At 62.0% G+C, this 20309-nt stretch carries 23 protein-coding genes; 6 read left to right on the top strand and 17 right to left on the bottom strand.

The window, feature by feature from the left end; genetic code table 11:
* Nucleotides 1-22: 22 nt before the first annotated feature.
* The 4 genes from AB3X94_RS14425 to AB3X94_RS14410 form a co-directional block, all read right to left on the bottom strand.
* Entirely contained in the window at nt 23-241 is a 219-nt protein-coding gene (locus tag AB3X94_RS14425; protein WP_368611913.1) for a proline racemase family protein, read from the bottom strand.
* 343 nt (nt 242-584) lie between these two features.
* On the bottom strand, nt 585-749 hold the full coding sequence (locus AB3X94_RS14420) for a hypothetical protein (protein WP_176111137.1): 165 nt from the start codon (nt 747-749) through the stop codon (nt 585-587).
* 142 nt (nt 750-891) lie between these two features.
* A complete protein-coding gene (locus tag AB3X94_RS14415; RefSeq protein WP_246392265.1) occupies nt 892-1386 on the bottom strand; it encodes a hypothetical protein in 495 nt (164 codons plus the stop codon).
* Between the two features lie 576 nt (nt 1387-1962).
* The gene (locus AB3X94_RS14410) at nt 1963-2766 is read right to left on the bottom strand and encodes a hypothetical protein (protein ID WP_176111139.1); all 804 of its coding nucleotides are present in this window, start codon (nt 2764-2766) and stop codon (nt 1963-1965) included.
* 360 nt (nt 2767-3126) lie between these two features.
* Here AB3X94_RS14410 and AB3X94_RS14405 point away from each other — a divergent pair, with 360 nt between their 5' ends.
* Entirely contained in the window at nt 3127-4233 is a 1107-nt protein-coding gene (locus AB3X94_RS14405; RefSeq protein WP_368611879.1) for a transglutaminase domain-containing protein, read from the top strand.
* Between the two features lie 56 nt (nt 4234-4289).
* On the opposite strand, the gene AB3X94_RS14400 is transcribed toward AB3X94_RS14405, so the two are convergent.
* From AB3X94_RS14400 to AB3X94_RS14390, 3 genes are all read right to left on the bottom strand, one after another.
* Nucleotides 4290-5444 (bottom strand): exo-alpha-sialidase, encoded by a 1155-nt coding sequence (locus AB3X94_RS14400; RefSeq protein ID WP_176111141.1) that lies wholly within the window; start codon nt 5442-5444, stop codon nt 4290-4292.
* A gap of 32 nt (nt 5445-5476) precedes the next feature.
* The gene (locus tag AB3X94_RS14395) at nt 5477-5746 is read right to left on the bottom strand and encodes a MoaD/ThiS family protein (protein ID WP_013093592.1); all 270 of its coding nucleotides are present in this window, start codon (nt 5744-5746) and stop codon (nt 5477-5479) included.
* Nucleotides 5747-6027: 281 nt separating this feature from the next.
* The gene (locus AB3X94_RS14390) at nt 6028-6327 is read right to left on the bottom strand and encodes a hypothetical protein (protein ID WP_368611878.1); all 300 of its coding nucleotides are present in this window, start codon (nt 6325-6327) and stop codon (nt 6028-6030) included.
* 162 nt (nt 6328-6489) lie between these two features.
* On the opposite strand from AB3X94_RS14390, the gene AB3X94_RS14385 reads away from it, so the two are divergent.
* Nucleotides 6490-6840: a BON domain-containing protein gene (locus AB3X94_RS14385; RefSeq protein WP_176111143.1), complete on the top strand. Its 351-nt coding sequence runs from the start codon at nt 6490-6492 to the stop codon at nt 6838-6840.
* Nucleotides 6841-7069: 229 nt separating this feature from the next.
* Nucleotides 7070-7381: a high-potential iron-sulfur protein gene (locus AB3X94_RS14380; RefSeq protein ID WP_176111144.1), complete on the top strand. Its 312-nt coding sequence runs from the start codon at nt 7070-7072 to the stop codon at nt 7379-7381.
* 66 nt (nt 7382-7447) lie between these two features.
* Here the strand turns inward: AB3X94_RS14380 and AB3X94_RS14375 are convergent, their stop codons facing one another.
* A complete protein-coding gene (locus AB3X94_RS14375; RefSeq protein WP_368611916.1) occupies nt 7448-7864 on the bottom strand; it encodes a hypothetical protein in 417 nt (138 codons plus the stop codon).
* Between the two features lie 177 nt (nt 7865-8041).
* On the opposite strand from AB3X94_RS14375, the gene AB3X94_RS14370 reads away from it, so the two are divergent.
* Complete coding sequence (locus tag AB3X94_RS14370; protein ID WP_368611877.1) at nt 8042-8203, top strand: hypothetical protein; 162 nt, start codon at nt 8042-8044, stop codon at nt 8201-8203.
* Between the two features lie 32 nt (nt 8204-8235).
* Here the strand turns inward: AB3X94_RS14370 and trpS are convergent, their stop codons facing one another.
* Complete coding sequence (gene trpS / locus AB3X94_RS14365; protein WP_368611876.1) at nt 8236-9252, bottom strand: tryptophan--tRNA ligase; 1017 nt, start codon at nt 9250-9252, stop codon at nt 8236-8238.
* 302 nt (nt 9253-9554) lie between these two features.
* Here trpS and AB3X94_RS14360 point away from each other — a divergent pair, with 302 nt between their 5' ends.
* Nucleotides 9555-9935: a hypothetical protein gene (locus AB3X94_RS14360; protein ID WP_176111147.1), complete on the top strand. Its 381-nt coding sequence runs from the start codon at nt 9555-9557 to the stop codon at nt 9933-9935.
* Here the strand turns inward: AB3X94_RS14360 and AB3X94_RS14355 are convergent.
* The 8 genes from AB3X94_RS14355 to AB3X94_RS14320 form a co-directional block, all read right to left on the bottom strand.
* Complete coding sequence (locus AB3X94_RS14355; RefSeq protein ID WP_176111957.1) at nt 9928-11649, bottom strand: IlvD/Edd family dehydratase; 1722 nt, start codon at nt 11647-11649, stop codon at nt 9928-9930. The two genes, AB3X94_RS14360 and AB3X94_RS14355, sit on opposite strands and share 8 nt — an antisense overlap.
* Nucleotides 11650-11934: 285 nt before the next feature.
* A complete protein-coding gene (locus AB3X94_RS14350) occupies nt 11935-12084 on the bottom strand; it encodes a hypothetical protein (protein ID WP_368611875.1) in 150 nt (49 codons plus the stop codon).
* Between the two features lie 10 nt (nt 12085-12094).
* Nucleotides 12095-13987 (bottom strand): thiamine pyrophosphate-dependent enzyme, encoded by a 1893-nt coding sequence (locus AB3X94_RS14345; protein WP_368611874.1) that lies wholly within the window; start codon nt 13985-13987, stop codon nt 12095-12097.
* An 18-nt stretch (nt 13988-14005) separates the two neighbouring features.
* Entirely contained in the window at nt 14006-15076 is a 1071-nt protein-coding gene (locus AB3X94_RS14340) for a Gfo/Idh/MocA family protein (protein WP_176111149.1), read from the bottom strand.
* A complete protein-coding gene (locus AB3X94_RS14335; protein ID WP_176111150.1) occupies nt 15073-16188 on the bottom strand; it encodes an ABC transporter ATP-binding protein in 1116 nt (371 codons plus the stop codon). Before AB3X94_RS14335 ends, AB3X94_RS14340 begins: the two co-directional genes overlap by 4 nt.
* Before the next feature lie 4 nt (nt 16189-16192).
* On the bottom strand, nt 16193-17038 hold the full coding sequence (locus AB3X94_RS14330; RefSeq protein WP_176111151.1) for a carbohydrate ABC transporter permease: 846 nt from the start codon (nt 17036-17038) through the stop codon (nt 16193-16195).
* Complete coding sequence (locus tag AB3X94_RS14325; protein ID WP_176111152.1) at nt 17031-17912, bottom strand: carbohydrate ABC transporter permease; 882 nt, start codon at nt 17910-17912, stop codon at nt 17031-17033. The genes AB3X94_RS14330 and AB3X94_RS14325 overlap by 8 nt, the downstream gene beginning before the upstream one ends.
* A 61-nt stretch (nt 17913-17973) precedes the next feature.
* Nucleotides 17974-19257, bottom strand: coding sequence for an ABC transporter substrate-binding protein (locus AB3X94_RS14320; RefSeq protein ID WP_217710241.1), 1284 nt, complete (start codon nt 19255-19257; stop codon nt 17974-17976).
* A 236-nt stretch (nt 19258-19493) separates the two neighbouring features.
* Here AB3X94_RS14320 and AB3X94_RS14315 point away from each other — a divergent pair, with 236 nt between their 5' ends.
* The gene (locus AB3X94_RS14315) at nt 19494-20213 is read left to right on the top strand and encodes an IclR family transcriptional regulator (RefSeq protein WP_176111153.1); all 720 of its coding nucleotides are present in this window, start codon (nt 19494-19496) and stop codon (nt 20211-20213) included.
* The last annotated feature ends 96 nt before the right edge of the window (nt 20214-20309 follow it).

The raw sequence follows: 20309 nt of genomic DNA, 5'->3' as shown, positions 1-20309 counted from the left end.
TTTTGCTTTGCGACAGGATTCATCACCAGATATCACCGGCAGGAAAACCATTCGTGAAAGGATCGCTGGGGTCCAGCACGTATGTACTGGATCCATAGATCCACGAATGTCCCGACACTGTCGGCACGTGTGGATCAACGGCGTGACGCTGGCCAACGGCGTGAATCTGGCTGGGAGGTACGGCGGCGGCTCGCTGAGTTCGCAGGGCAGGCCCGCAGTACAAGATTACCGGGTCGGGCACGACCGGCCTTGCACCGAATCCTTCGGCCGGCCAGGGCGGATTGATCACATTCGACTGCGATTACAGCCCGTCCGGCGATGCGGTACGCTGGAGCCCGTCGCTGATCGCCGGGTCCGGTGTTCGTGAGCAATGTGAGCGGCATTACGCTGAACAAGGCGGTGATCGCGGGCACCACGTACAACACGTCGCTGACCGCACCGGCAACCTGATGCCGGCGCACATGGGCGCGGGCAACCGCTGTCCGTGTGCGCGTGACAGCGGGCAGATCGAGCGACGAAACGATGCGAACCGAGGTACGACTACCACCCCTTGTTCTTTGGCTCCCTGACGCAGTCGTCGTGTCCTATTGCCACTTCGCGTGCTTATGACGATTGCGACCGACTACATCCCACTGCTTTCTCGCTTCCTTTTGCGCCGACTTGCCGTGATCATGCTGATGTTCTCCGTCGGCTGCTTGACCGGCCTTGGCGCCGCGCCTTGCGAACCTGAACATTTCGGCGAATTTCATCTCGATCTCCTTGTGCGGTAACGACGCCGCAAATCCAGTGTACTGCGGCTGCCAGGTCAAAAGTCGCGACTCGGACCAGCTTGCGTCCGGGTTCTGACCGGGTTTGGCTTTTCCCAGGAAACGCAATGATCGACGCGTCAATTCAAATAATCGTTCTCGTTCTTGTCGCCTCGATCGCTGTCGCGCCCGGGCGCGAATATTTCTGAATCTCAGCGTTGCAGCGCGTCGCGTAGATGAATGTCAGATCTGAAGCGTCTCGATGCGGCACTTGAAAAGTACCCCAATCCTCGCCTGGTTCGCTGAGGCGGTCACATAACAGTTCGATCACTGCATCCGGAGCGGGTGCGCAGTTCATGAATGGCTTGTGCGACATCAGAAACGTCCGCATTGTCTCTGGTCGTTCCAGATTGAGCGGAACGTGCCACGGCAGCCGGCCGGATGTTCCGTCAAACTGCACATACAACACCGGCGGAGCCTTGAAGTGCATGTGGAACAACCCATGCACATGGATCGCGAAACGCTCGAAATAGTCCTCCATGCGGGACTGCAGGCTTGAGTGGGAATAAAGAAGTGTCGCGCTCGCGGTGGCTTCCAGACGAAAGGTGACAAACCTTGCTTCGCCTTCCTGTGAAACCACCCCAACTCCGTACTGCCCTATCACCTGAAACGGGGTAGCGCGAGGCGGAGTATAAAAATATCGATCGACGTAAGAGACGGGTTCCCCATCGTCATCATCATCGCGGAAGTTGCCCGCTCGAGAACTCGCGGAGGCTGGATTGCCGGGATTCAATTGGGCGGATCTAACGTCCCTATCGCTTTTGCTCGACATAGTGGTGCCTCCGCATCCGGTTCTGGGAGAAGCAGCATATGCGTCCAATCCGACGGGCTCGGCCTTGCGTCTGCCTTGCGAAAATCACCCTTTCGGATCTTTACGTACCAGGGAGTTTTGCGGTCCGTGAGTCGTGCGCCTCCAGGCCTCGTCCGCTCTTTGTTGAGCCGATTTCACGGTATGTTCGATCCGACGCTTGCTAGTGGGCGCATGGGTAATCGCCGAAGTCAGAGTGGAAAGTGTCCGTCGGACAGTCCTGGTGACCATAACTCGCTCCGCGTTCTTGTCCATATCCATATGTTAAGTCTAGGCCGATACGTGAAGTGCGCGCTACTGTACGTTTGAACAGCACCTTGGTGAGTCCATGATGGACATCGTCTCGTTTCATCGGAGCAATGAGCCTCTGGGGCCTCTAACCGCAGCGAAGCGGTGTTGTATCGCGACGAGTTGGTCGTCTGTGGTCGCGACCAGCCACAAGCGTGCGTGCTCCTCGATTTTCCGGTTGTGGTCCTTCAGCGGCCCCATCGAGGTCGCAGCCTTCCAGACCACCGGGCCCACTCGGCTGCTCCTGCCGGACGGGGCGCCTACCAGCAGGCAATAAGGTCCAAGAGGAAGCGATACGAACGGTACCGCTGGACTCCCTCGCACGCGCCAGTCGATGAAGGGCGTCTCGCTAATAAGCAGCGGCGTGGCCAAGCCGTAAAGCACGCTGAAATCGTACAGCGCCAGTTGCTTGCGCAGACCCGCGTAACCGCGCCGGATATCAGCAACGACTGCCGCGCGGATTTCATCCTCGAACATCGGCTCGTTCGCATAGCGCGCGAATGCCTCCCGGGCGTCCGACTGATATGCGCTGAACATCCCGAGTTCCACGCAGTCCTGAACCGCGCGGTGGATCTCCGCTACCGAGCCGGCCTCATCTGGCTTGCCCAATTGCGCTGCCCGCAAGAACCGGGCAAGTCCCGCTTCCTGGATCGGAGGGCCATCCGCGGATGTGTCGCCGTCAGCGTCCTTATCGAGCGGCACGTAGACGTATTTTTCGGCCGCAAAGCGCGATTTCTTGCCTTCATCAAACTTGATTTGGCCATCGCTACAGTCGAGATAGCGAGTTCCGATTCGTCCATGCTCCCAAATCCAGTTCTTCAGGAGCGGGCGGAGTGGATGCAGCGTGTCGTGGTCAGCAGCCATTCAAGCCTCCCAATGCCTTCGGATAGTTCCGCGTGGTCGCCTGTTTCGTCGAGGATCCCCAACAGCGATGGTAACGGAGACACGGCCTCCGGCTTCCATCCACTCGAAGTGTGCGGGTAGCGCGAACAGGTATCGCGTGTCTGTTGGGCGATGGGCGCCACGGAGCGTTCGCGGCACCCGAACCACAAAGCCAATCTCTTTGCAAATCAACGAAGTAGAGAAATATGACGAATTGGCACGTCGCGTGCAGTGTTGGGTTCAGCCCGCGTTGCCCTGCGCTGAATGGCGTAAGACGCCATCGGAGGGACTTCGAAACACTGTCGCGCATCGGCGTCCGGTGTGGCTTCCTGGAGTCTACCTATGCCGCTCGCTCGACTGCTCCTCTGCTTTCTCCAGTGCTCGCTCGCAGCCGCGGCGCTGTTGCCCATCGTCGCCGGCGCCGCGAACCTGCCGGACGCATCGCAACGCTATGCATCCGGCACGCTCGATGCGGGTCCCAGCGATTCGACGACGCCTCGCGAGCTGAAAGCTGGCATCGAGCGCCTGCGCACCGGGACGTGGTGGGAAGCCAACCGCAAGATCCGCCCGGAACTCGCGCAAGTCGGCGACCTGATGTTCCTGCTGCCGCTTGCCGACAGGCAGCTCGAACCATCGTCGGATGCTATCGGCCGCGTGCAGCGCCTGCGCGAGGCGCTGCGCGGCCACCTGATGCGCGAACCCGCCGGCTGGACCCGTCTCGTTGCGCAGGTGCGGGCAGAGCGCGCGAAGGCCGGCGATGCGTCAGCCGTGCTGCTCGCTGACGCTCTCGTCAACGAGGTCCGCTACCGCGACGGAACCGACGGCAGCTACTACGCGCCGGCACGGTTCTTTGCCGAAAGCGGCGTGTGCAAGGACTTCGCCGTCGCCAAATACCTGCTGCTGCGCGACGCGGGTTTCGACATCGAGCGGTTGCGTCTCGTATCGCTCGCGCCGCGCTACAACAACACGCCGGACGACTGGCACGTGATCCTCGTCGTGCAGATCGATGGCGCGAGCGAACCGCTCGCACTCGATTCACCGAACGCGAAGCGCGCCGCCGATGTGTCCAGCGAGACATCGGCTTCGAGCGGTCCGTCCGCGCTGCTCGGCGCAATCCTCGCCGGCCGCGAGCCCGCCGACGCGGTGCTGCGCGCGCCCGCCGGACCGCTTGCCACACCGCTCAGCCGGTCTGGGCAAGCGCGGCGGCCGCTTGCGACAGTGTTCAACGAACTGGGCAGCCGGTCGTTCGAACGCGCTGCGCCGGGCGCGCTGCGGCGCGCGTTGGCGGCCAGGCGAAGCGCGAACGCGATGTATGTCGACGAAATGGGCGAGTCGTGGACAGTCGACGGCTCCGGCACGTTTCCGAAGTGGCGCGTCGCCGTTGACCAGGCAGATGCGCCGCGGGAGCCGGGTCCGGCGGCAAGGTTGATACGCGTGGCGGCACGCTGACCAATGTGGGCATGGCGCGCGCGCCGCCGCCTCGAAAGTCTTCTGACGCAGAACCCTCATCCAAACCGAACACAATAAACAGGCGGCAAATGCGCTGAAATCAATTGCCAGTTTTCACCGCCGTCGTCGGACGTCCAGAGCGAGCCGGTGGTCGACCCCATCGCGAGGCGCATGCCAGAGTCATCCACCGCGAGCCCGTGCCGATACACAAGGTCATACGCCGGTTTTCGCGGCAACCCGTTCGAGAAACGTTCGAACGTGCGGCCGCCGTCGCGTGTGCGAGTGACGACGAATTGGCCGTCCACCGGAATGCGGCACTGGTCTTTCACGGCAGGCACGAACCACGCGGTGTCCGGGTCGCGCGGATGGACGGCAACCGCGAAGCCGAAGCTCGATGGCTGCGCTTCGATCCGCTGCCAGTGAGCCGCACCGTCGAGCGAGCGGAAGATGGCGCAGTGATGCTGAGTCCACAGCGCATCCGGGTTTGCCGGGCATTGCACGACGCGGTGCGGGTCTTGCACGTTGGCGTCGCCGCGCCGCTCCGGCGGCATGTAGTCGGCTTCCATGCCCTCGGCACTCACGCGCCAGCTCGCACCGCCGTCGTCGGTTTGCCAGACGCCGCCGCACGATACACCGATCGTCACGTGCCGGCTGTCGCGCGGATCGACCATCACGGAATGGATTCCCGCCGCGTCGTAGCCGCCTCCGAACCATTCACGGCGCTCCGGGCGATCCCACAGCGCGCGGTTGAGCACCCACGTGTCGCCGCCATCGCCGGATCGGAAAAGCCCGCCTGGAATCGTGCCGGCCCACAAGACGCCCGGCTCGTCGGGGCCGCCTGTTTCGAGCGACCATATCTGCTGAAGCGTCCAGGGAGTGGCTGGCCGGCTGGGCGGGGCTTCGTCATCGCTGTCGGCGCCTGCGCTCGCGTGCGCGCCGTTTCCGGCAGGCGTCTCGTCGGCAGGCTGCGGCGGGTAGACCGGAACCGCGCACTCCTCCCAATCCGCGATGCCCGCGCGCCGGCGATGCAGCTTCACGCCGAAGTGGCCGAGATTGAGCGCCGCATACAGCGAGCTGTCGCGCGGATCGCGCAGCACCATACTCACTGGCTCGCCGGCGAAATGCAGATCGCCGAAGTGCCAGCCGCCCTCACCATCGGCTCTGACATCGAACAGGCCCTTGCGGGTCGCGACAAGCAATCGATCGCTCATATCGAGTGACTCCTCGAGTACTGATAGGCCTCTCACCCGCCCGACAGCGCCTGAACCACGTAAACCCGGCTTTGCTCGCCGAGCGCGTCGGACAGATGTTCCCGGTCGTGGACCCGCCGGCCGTCGACGAACACCGCGAGATGCGGCCGCAGCGAGCCCTGATCGTCAAGAATGTAGCCGCGCAGTCGAGGTTGCGCGACGAACACGGCTTCGAGCGCTTCGCCGAGTGTGCGCGCGTCGATCTCGCGCTCGGGCGTTGCGATATGTCGCTGAATCGAAGCTGCGAAAAAGATATGCGCCATGGCCGGGTAGAGTCGCGGGGACGACAGCGTCCGTAGGTTCTGTAGTCTAGGCGATTCCGCGCTTTCGGTTGAGTTGCGCAATGACCGTTATTCAACGCCGCGCGGCGCGCCGCATGCCGCATCGTCTCGGCCAAGGCGGAGCCTCGCTCACCGCCAGCTTGAGACCCATGACGACGATCGCTATCGAAACGAGTAACGGCATCGACAAACGTATAGGTGATGACGAGCCACATCGCGGCCGCGAGACCGAGGAACCATGGCACGACGCGCGGCAGGACGTGCTACACCGATAGTTGGCTGCCGAGCACAGCCGTCGCCGCGACCAGTGTCAGAAAGCCCGGCCCGCGGCTGTGATCGACAATATCGGCATGCACCGCGCGCGGATAGCGCAACAGACGGCATAACGTGATGGCGAGCAAGACAGGCCACGTCACCGCATTGATGCCGAGAAGGAGCCAGCCAACGATGTCGTAGTCAAGCAGATGCGCAGCGATGGAGACGATGCCTGTCGCCATGACGATCGCGAAGGCGGTGGGCGGGAAAGCCTGTAGCCAGGACTGGCGCGGTTTCAACGCCGGCATTTACCGCTCCTCGACGTCGAATAACCGCCACCTTTGAGGATGCGTGGTCGAATCGTCCAAGCCCCGCCCGACGCCGTATACTCGAGAGAGCCGGACCGCTTCGTTTAGATGAAGTGAATGTACGAATGTTTCATTCAGAGCTTCTTCAGGAAATCGACTTCAATGCGAAAGGCGCCCTACATCAAAGGCCGGTTACTGATCGTCGCTATGTTCGCGTTGCTCGCGTTCATGTTCACCAACGGCTGCAAGTCGACGACCACAGCGAGACCGTCCGCGACCGCGCCGACGGCAGTCGCCACGGACGACGCCACGCTCGCCGGCCGGGTGAAGCAGGCGCTTGCCGCGGACCCCACGCTACGATCGTTACCGCTCAGCGTGGCAACGTATCGAGGCGTCGTGCAGTTGTCGGGATACGTGGATTCAGAGGCTCAGATTCTGGAAGCACTCGCGGTGACCCACAGCGTACCGGGGGTGCAATCCGTGAACAACGATCTGCACCTCAAGCAGCAATGACATGCGTTCGCCGGTAGACGGATGACACGAGAGTCACGCGGGACTGCGCACGTCCTCGCTTTCAATATGTCGTAATGTGATAGGTCGAGCAGCAAGCGGGCTGCGAAACCGGTGTTCGACGGTCGAAAGGTATGCCGATTGCTCATGTGTTATGACGAGGCGGTTCGCGATTGACCGGTTCACCGCCACTTTGCGGCCGTCTGATTGTGCCTCGAAAGGAGTTTCGATCGTGTCGCTCTCTCGCCGTCATTTCATGATACTTGCCGCATCCGTTGCCTCGACGACCGTTGTCTCGACGAAGTCAAACGCGGACGCGCCCGTGCTCGCCGAAAACGATCCGACCGCACAGGCGCTCGGATACAAGATGGACGCGTCGAAGGTCGACAAGGCGAAATTCCCTCGGTACCAGACGGGGCAGACTTGCGCCAATTGCCAACTGTATCAGGGCAAACCCGGTTCCACGAATGGGCCGTGCCCGACCTATGGGGGCAAGCTGGTCGAAGCAAAAGGATGGTGTAACGCCTACGTGAAAAAGACGTAATTTACAAGCTGCGAGTGTTGAACGAGAACCGTCACGCACCGCAAGGAACAACAAGCCGCCTCCCGTTCAGCACCATATCACCTGGTCGTATCCAACCGTGCGCCGGTAGACGTGCGTGGCATTCCAATTGCACGTCGTGTATTCCATGTACGCATTGGTAAGAACAACGATCCAGTGTGACAGCGTTTGCATCACGATCTCCAGAGGTCGGAAACTGCTCTTAAGGCTCCTGCGGCGCGACAATTCCGTGATTTGTTGCGCCCTCGATGTGTCGTCGGATAAGACGACCGCACAGTCCAGCTTCGAGATTTCGATTTCGTCGCGAATACCTGGCCAGATCATGCGGTTCATCATCGCCTTCTGCGGCAACAACCGATTCTTCGAGGATTTGAATCGACCCAGGGCCAAAAACCGCAAATAAAAATGGCGAACCGTTGTCGCGATGCAGCATTGAAGCGACCCCGGCAAGGGAGAGCGATGCATGATGTGACTCCATGCTGCCGGTTGTGCCTCGACGCGGCAATTGCGAAATCCGCCACCGCGATTGCTGATTCTTGCCGCCGTCGAAAATAAACAGGCACGTGACGCACGACGACGCCTACCTGATGCTCACCGAAGCGAGCGGAGGACGACATCGTTCTCGCCTTCGTCAGACGGATCGTGGTGTTCGAGCGCTGGAAAGATCAGGCTGCGTTGGAATGGCACTGGCAACAGCCCTATACGAAAGAGGCACTGGAGCTTTTTGGTGAGCATCTGGCAACGCCGCTGTCGGAGACTGACGACGTCGCCTACCTCACTGACGTGATGGAACGTGGGGAATAGCGGACGGGCGCGACACAGCCGATCTCCTCTGTTCAGCTCTGAAAGTAGGTCAAGCCCAGCGCGCTTTTGACCTCCGACAAAGTTTCTCCAGCCACCTCCCGTGCGCGCATCGTACCGCGACGCAGGATCGCAAGCACCTCGGCCGGGTCTTGCTCCAGCTCGCGACGTCGTGTGCGAATCGGTTCAATGAGCGACTGGAGCCGCTCGTTCAGCACGCGCTTGATCACGCTATCGCCGAGTCCACCCCGCCGATAGTGGGATTTCAGTTGGTCGACCTTCTGCACGTCCGGTTCGAACGCATCGAGAAACGCGAACACGACATTGCCTTCCACCTGACCAGGATCGCTGACTCGCAAGTGGTTCTGGTCGGTGTACATGTTGTTGACTGCCCTGGTGATTTCGTCCGGCGTGGCGCCTAGTGCGATGGCGTTCCCGAGGGACTTGCTCATCTTCGCTTTGCCATCGATGCCGGGTAATCGCGTGACCTGTGACAGCACCGCATCGCATTCGATCAGCACAGGTCGGTCGACGGTGTTGTTAAAGCGCCGCACCAATTCGTTGGTCTGCTCGATCATCGGTAGCTGGTCATCGCCCACGGGTACGTGGGTTGCCTTGAACGCGGTGATATCAGCCGCCTGACTGATCGGATACGTCAGGAAGCCCGCCGGGATGTCGCGTTCGAAACCGCGCAGGCGAATCTCCTCCTTGATGGTCGGGTTTCGCTCGAGGCGCGCGACCGTCACGACGTTCAGCAGATACTGAAACAGCTCGGCCAGTTCTGGCACCTGGGACTGGATGAAGATGGTCGACTTTGCTGGGTCGATGCCCACCGCAAGATAGTCGAGCGCTACTTCGATGACGTTCCGGGTAACTTTCTGATGCCGGCCGACGTTGTCGGTTAACGCCTGCGTGTCAGCGAGAAGCAGGAACTGCTGTGCCTCATGCTGAAGTTGGACGCGCGCACGCAGCGAGCCGATATAGTGGCCGAGGTGAAGCGGGCCGGTGGTGCGGTCACCGGTCAAGATCGTGGGGCGGTTGGTGTGTGTCATGGACAGCAGGTTCCTGATTTCGATGCCACCAGCCACGAGCGTGCTGAAACGAAAATGCCGCCAGGACTGGCGGCATCACGTTTGCGAATATGCGTATGTGTGTGGAAACGGGCCGCCGGATTCAGGCGTGCCACCAACGGTGCAGTTTCAGCGAGGTCAGTTTCGTATCCATGGAATTGAGTATAACGCAGCCTCAAACAAATTTGCCTGAGGCCGGCGACGCGTACCAGGGTGACGCGCTACGTGCGGGCGCGAAAAAGGGAAAGTGATACGATTGTCGGGCGTCCGATCAGGAGACGAATATGCCCATCTATCAGATCACTCGCAGTGTTCTGGAGCGCGTCGCCCAGGCGGTATCGCGCTCCTTCCACGATGACGCTATCTACAGCGAAGAGGCTGCGGCGGACGGTCGGTTGAACGTGCTGCTAGTGCGCAACCCAGCCGGGCCCGATACTCCCTACATTTCGCTTCGCTTCCCCGGCGACCTGCTGGGTCGCCTCGAAACACTGGGGCCCAAGCAAACCGCGATAGTCGGGAATCACATTCGAAACATCGTTTCGGCCCGTCTTGCCGAGTACCGGAACGCATCCGACGCCGGAACGCTGAGCCGGAACGCCCCCTTCCCGATCGAATTCGACGAGCGCATTTTCGACGACACCGCTGGGACGGATGAGCTTACTTGAGCTCGTCGGAAGGAAAGGCGGTGAGGAAATCAAAATCGCACCCTGCCGCGGCGGATAGCACGTGATCGTGATAAAGCCGCTGGTAACCGCGCGCATACATCCCTTCCGCCGGACTGAGCTCAGTGGCACGACGCGCCAGTTCGGCCTCGTCAACCAGCAGATCGATCCGCTTGTCCCGCGCCGACAGCCGGATCCGGTCGCCGTTGCGCACCAGCGCCAGCGGGCCGCCGAGCGCCGCCTCCGGCGTCACGTGAAGCACGATGGTCCCGTATGCAGTGCCCGACATGCGCGCATCGGAAATGCGCACCATGTCCTTCACCCCCGCCCGCGCAAGTTTCTGCGGAATCGGCAGATAGCCGGCTTCGGGCATGCCTGAAGCACTGCGCGGCCCCGCGTTCTGCAACACGAGAATGTCGTCCGCGCGAACGTCCAGATCGGGGTCGTCGATGCGCGCGGCCAGATCTTCGAGCGAAGTAAATACCACCGCGCGCGCTTCGTGTTCGAGCAGTTCGGGGGTAGCGGCGGCGCGCTTCAGAACAGCACCGTCAGGCGCCAGGCTGCCGTTCAGAACGATCAGCCCGCCCTCGGCACTGACCGGTTTCTCCGTCGAGCGGATCACTGTCGTATCGATCGGATCGGCAAGCGGCTTGTTCAACCGCTCATCGAGGCTCTGCCCGGCGATGTCGCGACAAGTCAGATCGAGTTGGGGCATCAGTCCGCGCAGAACGCCCTCCAGCCCGCCGGCCGCATGGAAATCCTCCATGTAGCCGTTGCCTACCGGCTTGAGATCCACGAGTACCGGCGTTTCATCTGACAGCCGGTTGAACTCGTCGTAATCGATTTTCAGTCCGATACGACCGGCGATCGCCGCCAGATGAATCACGGCATTGGTCGAACCGGAGACCGCCAACAATACGCGCAACGCGTTGCGCACCGATGCGGGCGTCACGATCTCGGCCGGTTTCGGTCCGCCATCGAGGGCCATGCGCGCAACCAGCGCTCCGGTTTCCTCGCAATTGCGCAGCCGATCCGCGTGCACGGCCGGGATCGCCGCCGACCCGGGCAGCATCATGCCCAGCGTTTCCGCGATCAGCGCCATCGTCGACGCCGTACCCATGACCGCACACGTTCCCGCGGTGACGGCCAGACGCCCCTCCACCTGCCTGATCTCCTGCTCCGGGACTTTCCCCGCGCGGAAATTCGCCCAGAAGCGGCGGCAGTCCGTGCAAGCGCCAAGCCGCTCGCCGCGATGTCGACCGGTCATCATCGGACCGGCCACCACCATGGCGGCGGGCCGCCCTGCGGAGATCCCGCCCATCAACATCGCCGGCACGGTCTTGTCGCATCCGCCGAGCATCACCACCGCATCCATCGGCTGGGCGCGGATCATTTCCTCGACGGCCATCGCCATCAGGTTGCGATAGACCAGCGAAGTCGGCGAAAGGAATACCTCGCCAAGCGAAATCACCGGAAATACCACCGGCAACGCGCCCGCCGCGAGCACACCGCGCTCGACCGCCTTGACCATTTCGGGGAAGTGACGATGGCAGTTGTTGAAACCACTCTCCGAGGTGCAGATCCCGACGATCGGCTTGTCGAGCGATTCGCCGGTGTAGCCCATCGATTTGGCAAACGACCGGCGCAGATAGCGCGCGAAGTCGTGATCACCGTAGTTCGTCAGGCCATTGTCCAGGCCACGCGGTTTTTGATTCATGTCCCATTCCTTACGATCAGGCGATGACGAATGTATTTGGGCGTCAGGTAATCGAGTATCCGAGGCTACCGCAACGGGTACACGTTCGAGATGGGACGGCCGTCGGCCGCCAGCCAATACTCGCGCACCACGGGCGCGGGCATCCTCGATCAGCGACAGTGCGCTCTCCACGCAAACGGCATCAGGATCGACCGGTGCACATAGAACCGCGACGGCGAGATGCAGACCTGACCACAATTGCGGAACCTGGTCGTTGCGAGCCGCCCAGCTCCATCGTAACCTTCTTCACATGAGCGCAGCGGCTTCGTCCGCTTCGGTCGCGGCGGGCACGCTGCCAACCGGCTCGCCGGTCGCCGGACTTCTGACCACGATGGATTCACCGTCGGACGCACAGCGCCACGCGCCATCGATCAGCAGGCCACAAGATTCGTACATGCTCGCCCCTTCAGATTCGCGTCTTCGTATAAGCGTCCTGCACGCCGTCGGACCACGGGCCGACGTTCCACTGGCCATACGCACCCATCCCGCCTGCGGGGTCCGCACCGTAATAGACCGGCACGTGAATCAGACTCAGGCCAGGGTGAGCGTGCGCCTTCGCGAGCGCATCGCGCAGACCTCGCTCCGTATCGCCCGCCGACAACGCCATTACGCCCGCCACCGCTCCCGCCATCGCCACATAATCGACGGCGACCGAATCGTTGGTGCGGTAATCGGTATCGAACTGCGCTTCCTGCAAGCTGCTGATCGCCGCCATGCGGCGGTTGTCGAGCAGCAGGATGGTGCCGTGAACACCATGCTCGATACCGTCGATCAGGATCTGCGGATTCATCATGAATGAGCCGTCGCCGGTGAACGCGACGCCATAGCATCCTTGCCGCGCGATCGCCTGAGACAGCAGCGCGGAAACGGCGAAACCCATATACGACGCGCCGGACTCGGTATACGTTTCGCCGGGCAAGTCGTCGCGGATCACCTGGAAGCCGTTAGCCTGAACGTCGCCGGCATCGAAAAACTTCAGCGCACCGATCTCGCGGCAAAAACGCTCGGCGATGGCGATGGCCTGCGGTTGCGTCAGCACCTCGCGCCGCCAGACCGCATCGAAACACCGCGGGCCGCCGGCGCGTGCGTCGCGCAAGCCCAGCCACTCGGCTTTCTTGCGCGCGGCCTCGTCGAGCCATGCCGATTTCGCCGGGGTCAACGGACCGGCCAGCGCCAGCGCCAGCCGCTCGCAAATGGCCGCAGCATCTCCCAGCAACGCGGTGCTTTCGTTGTAGTGCTGGACGTCGGTCGGATCGGCGTTGATATTGACCACATGACGAACCTTGGGCCAGCCGATGCCCGAGCAGTCCGACTGGCAAACCGCGCGGCTGCCGATCACGATCAGCAGCTCGGCCTCCTGCATGGCCCAGTTGCCGCTGATCGAACCTTTCGAGCCCGCCACGTGCAGGTTATGCGGATGCGCGTCGGGCAGCACACCAACCGTTCCGGGGCTCAGCACCGCGACCGCACCGCTGGCTTCCGCCAGCCGCCGTACCGCCACCGCCGCATGACGCGCGCCGGCACCGACCTTGATGGCCACCCTGTCCGCGCCCGCGATCAGCTTCGCAGCCACGGCCAGGGACGCCTCGTCCGGTATCGGCAAACGCGGCCACACGGGTCGGGCCGCAAGCGCATCGAGTCTCAGCGATACCCGCGCCAGTTGCGTGTTCAGCGGCAGATTCAGATAGAACGGCGCCGGCCGCCACGGATGAAACACGGCCGCACTGCCGTTGCGCAACGCATCGCGCAACGCGGCGGGCGTATGCAGCGTATAGGACGCCCCCATCCGTTCTGTCAGGGAGCCAAACAGTCCCTGCCCCGGCCGCGGAATCTGCTGCATGTTGTAGCCCTCGCCGTGTGTCGTCTCATCGCCATACAGATGGTAGACACCGACCCCGTTCGACGCCGCGGCCAGCGAGCCGGCGAGCGCCTGCAACGCGCCGGGCCCGATCGACGTGAGCACCGCGGGAACTTCGCCGTAAACCCACGAAAGCGCGGTGGCCGCGTGCGCCATTTCCACTTCGTTGCGGAACTGCCAGCATTTCACCAGACCGTGCGCCTCGTAGATACGCAGAATCTCGGCGATCGCGGTATTGCCGTGTCCGAAGATCGCCAGGTACTTGATCACGCCCTGCTTCATCAATCCCAGCACGAGCGCTTCGGCCAAAGGCAGTTCGACGACATCGGACAGCAGGCCGTCCGCGAACGCCGCGCTCAGCCCGCCCGCCTCGCGCAACCAGGCGGCGCGGCTTTCTGTCGTGACCGGAAGCTGCTTCGACGAAGTAACGAGATCAGACATGGTTGTGCCCTCGCGGGATCAAAATGCCAGGCGAATCGCCTTGCCTTCACGAGCCGACTGCTCGGCCGCCGACGCGAAACGCAGCACCTGGCGGGCCTCCCTCGCCGTCAGCACCGGCGCCCCGCCCGTGCGCAGCGCATTCAGAAAATGCCGGGTCGACAGCACGAAGCTCTGCTCCCATCCGCTCGGCACGTCGTAGGTCGTGATCTGGCCGTCCCGGTACAGGGTCACGGGCGGTGTCGCCCCGAGCCGTCCATGGCCGCCGTTGATGAAGAGCACACCCGACGTGCCGGTGATCTCGACGCGATCGTCCTGCGCATAGTGTCGCGTGATGAGCTCCATGTCCGGCGAATAGACGATCTCCAGATTGCCGATACGATTGCCGGGAAACCGGAATGAGATGATCGACTGTGCATCGAAACGCATACCGCCCGGACCTTCGGTATCGCCGATAAACGCATGCACCTCTTCCGGATCTCCCATGAAATGCCAGGCGAGCGCGAACTTGTGATGCCCGTCGTCGAATACGAGCGGCCCGCCGCCCGCGTGAGACTTTTCGCTGCGCCATGCCGATGCGGACGGCGGCACTTCCCACGCCGTCGCGCTGCGCGCCGGGTTCGACTTGATGCGGATCGACAGCGGCGTGCCGATCGCGCCCTGATCGATCAGTTCGCGCGCCTTCAGCACCGGCGGATAGAAGATGAAGTTCTCGAAGACCTTGAAAGGCCGGTCATAGGCCTCGGCGGCCGCCACGAGTTGGTCCGCCTCGGCGAGATCGACGCACATCGGTTTTTGCAGCGACACGATCTTGCCTGCAGCCATCGCCTTAAGCGCCACCGGCAGGTGCAGATGATGCGGCAACAGGATTTCGACCAGATCGATGTCCTCACGCGCGAGGAAACGATCCACGTCCTCCTCGACCGTGACGTCGGGAATGCCCCAGGCCGCGAGCTTGCTACGCGCCTGCGCCACATCCCGGTCGCAGACGCCGACGATGCGTGCCAACGGATTTTGCAGGTATTCGATGGCGTGCAGATCGGAGATGCGACCCGCACCGATGATCCCCACGCGAAAACGAGATCCCGTCATTTTTCTTCCTCTATTTGAAAAGTCTCTGTTGGCGATGGTGTGCGTTCATCGCTTCGAGCGGCGTGATTCCCGATCGCGATCCCGTCCGGGCCGAAGCGATGCAGCTTCGAGCTGTCCACTTTTAGTCCGACTTCGTCTCCGCGGCGCACCGCGTGCGCGAGCGGCGAGCGTACCGTGAGCGTGGGCAGGCCATTGCCGATGCCGAGGTAATACAGTGTCTCCGCGCCAAGCTGCTCGACGAGTTCGATGCGCCCGCCAACACTCGCCTGTCCGCGCGCGCAAAGCGTGACGTGCTCGGGCCGGATACCGATACAGTCCACACCGTCCGGCGCGCTGCGAGCTCCGGCATGATCCGGACTCGTCAGATGCGGCCACGCCGACGCCGGCAGCACGTTCATCGCAGGCGCGCCGATAAAGCGCGCGACGAACAGATTCGCGGGCCGTTCATACAGCTCCATCGGCGTGCCGACCTGCTCGATCTTGCCGCCGTTGAACACGACGATCCGGTCCGCCAGCGTCATCGCCTCGACCTGGTCGTGCGTGACGTACACCATCGTGGCGCGCAACTCCGCATGCAGTCGCGCGATCTCGAGGCGCAACTGCACGCGCAACGCGGCATCGAGATTCGAAAGCGGTTCGTCGAACAGAAAGATCTTCGGATGACGAATGATGGCGCGCCCGATCGCTACACGCTGCCGCTGCCCGCCCGACAATTCTCTCGGCGTGCGTTCCAGCAGACGGTCGAGCTGGAGCGTCTTGCCGACCTCCCCCACCTGCCGCCTGATCTCGCGCTTGTCGACACCCGCGAGCCGCAGTCCGAAGCCGATGTTTTCAGCCACCGTCATGTGCGGAAACAACGCGTAGGACTGGAACACCATCGCTATTTCGCGCTTCGACGGATGCACCTGCGTCACATCCCGCCCATCGATATGGATCGTCCCGCCCGACACATCTTCGAGGCCGGCGATCATTCTCAGCATCGTCGATTTGCCGCAGCCGGACGGGCCGACGAACACCACGAACTCGCCGTCGGCGATGTCCAGCTCGACGCCATGGATCACCTCATGGCCAGCGAACGATTTGCGTATGCCTTGCAGACTCAATTGCGCCATTCGATCACCCTTTTACCGCGCCCATGGTCATGCCCTTGATGAAGTAGCGCTGGAAGAACAGAAACACCAGCAGCGTCGGCAAGCTCGCCAGAATCGACAACGCGCCCTGCACGCCCCAGGCGACGGAATACTGGCCATTCAGGTTCACGATGCCGAGCATGATGGTGCGTTTCTCGTCGGATTGCGTGAACACCAGCGGCCACAGAAAGTCATTCCAGATCCACGTGAACTGCAGCGTCGCCAGCACCGCGAGCGCCGGCAAACTGAGCGGCAACACCACCGACAGCAGCACCCGCGGCTCGGATGCGCCTTCCATGATCGCGGCTTCACGCAGCGTGCTCGGCACGGTCGCGAAGAAGTTGCGCATCAGCAGCGAGCAGATCGGAATGCCCAGCGCCGTATGCACGAGGAACACCGGCCACAGCGTGTCGATCAGGCCGAGAAAATTGAAAAGCCGGAACAGCGGAATCAGAATCACCTGCGGCGGAAAGAACATGCCGGACACCAGCACCAGGAACAGGCCATTCGAGCCGCGAAAAGGCAGCTTGGCGAATACGTAGCCGGCGAGCACGCCGAGCGCGGTCGACACGATCGTGGCGGGCACGGTGACGATCAGCGTGTTCACGAAATACTGGTGTACGGAGGGCTTCGACAGCACTTCGATGAAATTGCCGAGATACAGCCTGACCGGCAAGCTCCAGAGATCGCCCAGCGCAATGTCGCGCTGCTCCTTCACCGACGACAGCAACACGCCGACAGTGGGCAACAGGAACAGCACCGCCAGCACCACGAGAATCGTGAAAGTGGCCGCTCTCGCCGGATTGAAGCGGGCGTACAGACGCTCATCCATAGATGCGGTCCACCTTGCGCAACTGACGGAAATACAGGCCGATCACGGAGACGGCGATCAGGAACAGCACCACGGAAATCGCACTGCCATAGCCCATGTGGTATTTCTTGAAGCTCTCGTTGTACATGTGCATGGCCAGCGTATCGGAACTGTTGAACGGTCCACCGCCGGTCATGATGTAGAGAATGTCGAAACCCTTCAGTGAGTTGATCACCGACAGCGCCACCGCGACCACGGTGGAGGGCGTCAGCAACGGCAGGATCACGAGGCGGATGCGCTGCCAGCGGCTCGCGCCTTCGATATGGCAGACCTCCTGCAGGTCTTCGGGAATCGCGGTGAGCCCGGCGAGATAAATCACCATCGACAGCCCGGTCTGTTGCCACGACCACGCCACGATCACGGACCACAGCGCCGTATTGGGTTTAGCGAGCCACGCAAAGTCGTGAGGGGTTCCCGCCGCGTGCGACAGAAACAGGTTGAGCAGCCCCCAGTCGGGCTGATAGATCCAGATCCAGATCTGGCCGACGATCACGGCCGACAGGCAGATCGGCAGATAGAAGATGCTCTTGAACACGCGGGAACCGGGCACCTTCGAATCGAGCAGCAGCGCGAGACCCAACCCCAGCAGCGTCGGCAACGCGATAGCGGCAACGATCCAGAGCGCGGTATTGAGCGCGGCATGCGAAAACAGATGGTCGTTGAGAATCCTCGTGAAATTAGAGAGTCCGACAAAATCATAGTCGGACGAAAAGCCATTCCAGTCGGTAAAGCTGTAATAGAACGACGACAGCAGGGGTCCCACCACCAGGATTCCGAAAACGCCCAGGGGCAGCGCCAGAAATACCACGCGCCATAGCCGATCGTGTTTCCTCATCTCGCGTCTCTACCGGAAAACAAGGCGGGCCGCCGCACGGCGACCCGCCTTCGTGGAGGTGTTACTGCTTCTTGAACGCGGCCTGCGCATCCGTCTGGGTCTGAGTCAGCAGGCTCTTGATATCGCCAGGCTGGTCGATGAACTTCGCAAACATCGACAGACCGACTTCGGACACCGGCGGGGGCGTGGCGAGGTCATAGTTGAAGGCGAAGCCGTTGGACTTCTCGACCGCCGCGGCGGCCTTTTGCATCACCGGGCTGTAGTGGGACTGGTCGACCTTCACGTTGGCCGACAGCGCGCCTTGGGACGACGTCCATGCCGACTGCACGTCGGTGTTGCTGACCATGTAGTCGAGCAGTTTTTCGCTACCCGCCACGTTCTTCGCGTTGGCGGAGATCACGAGGCCGTCCACCGGACCAAGCGCGACGTTCGGCACGCCCGCCTGCATCTGCGGGAATACCGCAACGTCGTAGTCCTTGCCAGCCACCAGATGGTTGTTGTTCCAGTAGCCCGTGATCCACGTGCCCATCAGCGTCATCGCGGCGTCGCCCTTCGCGACCTTGTCGGCGGCGTCGGTCCAGTCGATCGCGTTGGCGTTGTTGTTGAAATAGCCTGCATCGAACATGGATTTCCATTGGTCCATCACCGAGCTCACCTGCGGATCGTCGTAGCGGGCATGCCCCGTCATCAGCTTCGCCCGATAGTCCGGCCCCGCGGTACGCAACAGCATGTAATCGAACCAGAACTGCGCGGGCCAACGATTCTTCGAACCCATCGCAATCGGCGTGATCCCTTGCGACTTGAGTTGCTTGCACATGGCGAGGAAGCCGTCCCACGTCGTCGGCATCGTCGTGATGCCCGCCTTGGCCATCACCTTCGGGTTATAGAAAACGCCGACGAAGTGATAGTCGACCGGCACCAGATAGCGATGCCCGCTGTAGCTCGTCGCCGCCGCCGCAATCGGCCTGGAGATCACGGAATCCAGCCCCGCGGACTTCCACATGCCGTCGATCGGATGAAGGCTCTTCGAATCGGCGATGAATTGCGTCTTGGCGCCCGCCCAGAAACTGAATACGTCGGGCAGACTATGTCCGGCCGCGCGCACCAGTATCACCGACTTGAAATCTTCGTGTCCCACCGGGCTTTGCTTGATTGCGATCCCGGTCGCCGTGGTGAATTTGGCGAGCTGTTCGTTGAACGCCTTCTCTCCCATGTCGCCCGTGAAATAGTCGCTGATCGACACTTCGCCCGAATCCGCGAAGGCCGGGGTCGTGAATCCCGCGGCTGAAGCCAGTAGTGCAGCCAGCACAAGCGCGCGACGCTTTACTCCGTGTCTCCCCAACATGCCTGCCTCCGTAAAGTTGACGCATGCAAAACAACTTGGATTAAAAAACTTAACTCGCCCCTCAGACCGACCTGATTCACCAGCGCTAAATTTGCATACGCACAACAGTACTTCACATCTAGCGTAAAAAAATCCGTGTAATTCCCTACATTGGGTGATTTTTCGGCTACAGTTTTCCTATGTAAAACTTCTGGTGTTTTACATAGAAAAACTTTTATTGGCGTGGAGGGATATTCATGCGGCTGCTCCAGTCCCTGACTCGTGGCCTCGAAGCACTGACGTATCTGCGGACTCATCGCGGCCCCGTCCGGCTAACGGAACTCGCGAGCGAACTCGAAATGGACAAATCCATGGCCGCCCATCTTCTGAAGACGCTGGTTGCCGCCGGCTATGCGGCGCAGGATTCCAACCGGCGCTATCTGGCCTCGAACGGCAGTCAGCCGGGCAAGCCGGTACAACGCACGCTCGAGGAAGTCGTGGCGATCAAGGAAGCATGGCGCCCGGCGCTGGAAAGGCTCGCTGCGTCCACCGGGGAGTGCACGCATCTGGCGGTGCTGGTCGGCTCGCGCGTCTGGTATATCGACAAGGTCGACTCGACCTTGCCGCTCAAGGTCGATCATCCGATCGGCGCCCTGTCGCCGCTGCACTGCACGGCGCTCGGCAAAGCGTTCCTGGCCTTCGGCCATGCCGAAGCGCCGGCGGAATTGGTCCCCTACACGTTGCGCACCCTGACCTCGGAGCCGGCTCTCGCGCAAGAGTTGGAACTGACACGTCAGCGCGGCTATGCCATCGATGACGAGGAATTCACCGATGGCATCCGCTGCGTGGCTCGCCCCATCTACGACGCGCACGATGAGATGATCGCCGCCATGGGCATCTCCTGCCCGAGCGTGCGCGTCGATGCCCCCCGCCTCGCCGAATTGGGCGATGTCGTGCTGCGCGAGTCGGGTAGTTGAACGGGGCTGATATCGTCCGCGGAGATTCCAGCAACGACGCCCGCAAGCGACGATGCGTTGACGGGAGCCGCAGTGCAGTAAAACTCTGAGCGCGCA

Origin of the sequence: Paraburkholderia sp. BR10923 (assembly GCF_040948765.1) — a bacterium.
Classification (GTDB): Bacteria; Pseudomonadota; Gammaproteobacteria; order Burkholderiales; family Burkholderiaceae; genus Paraburkholderia; species Paraburkholderia youngii.
Note: the sequence above shows the minus strand (reverse complement) of the source record. Positions and strands in the feature narration are given on the sequence as shown.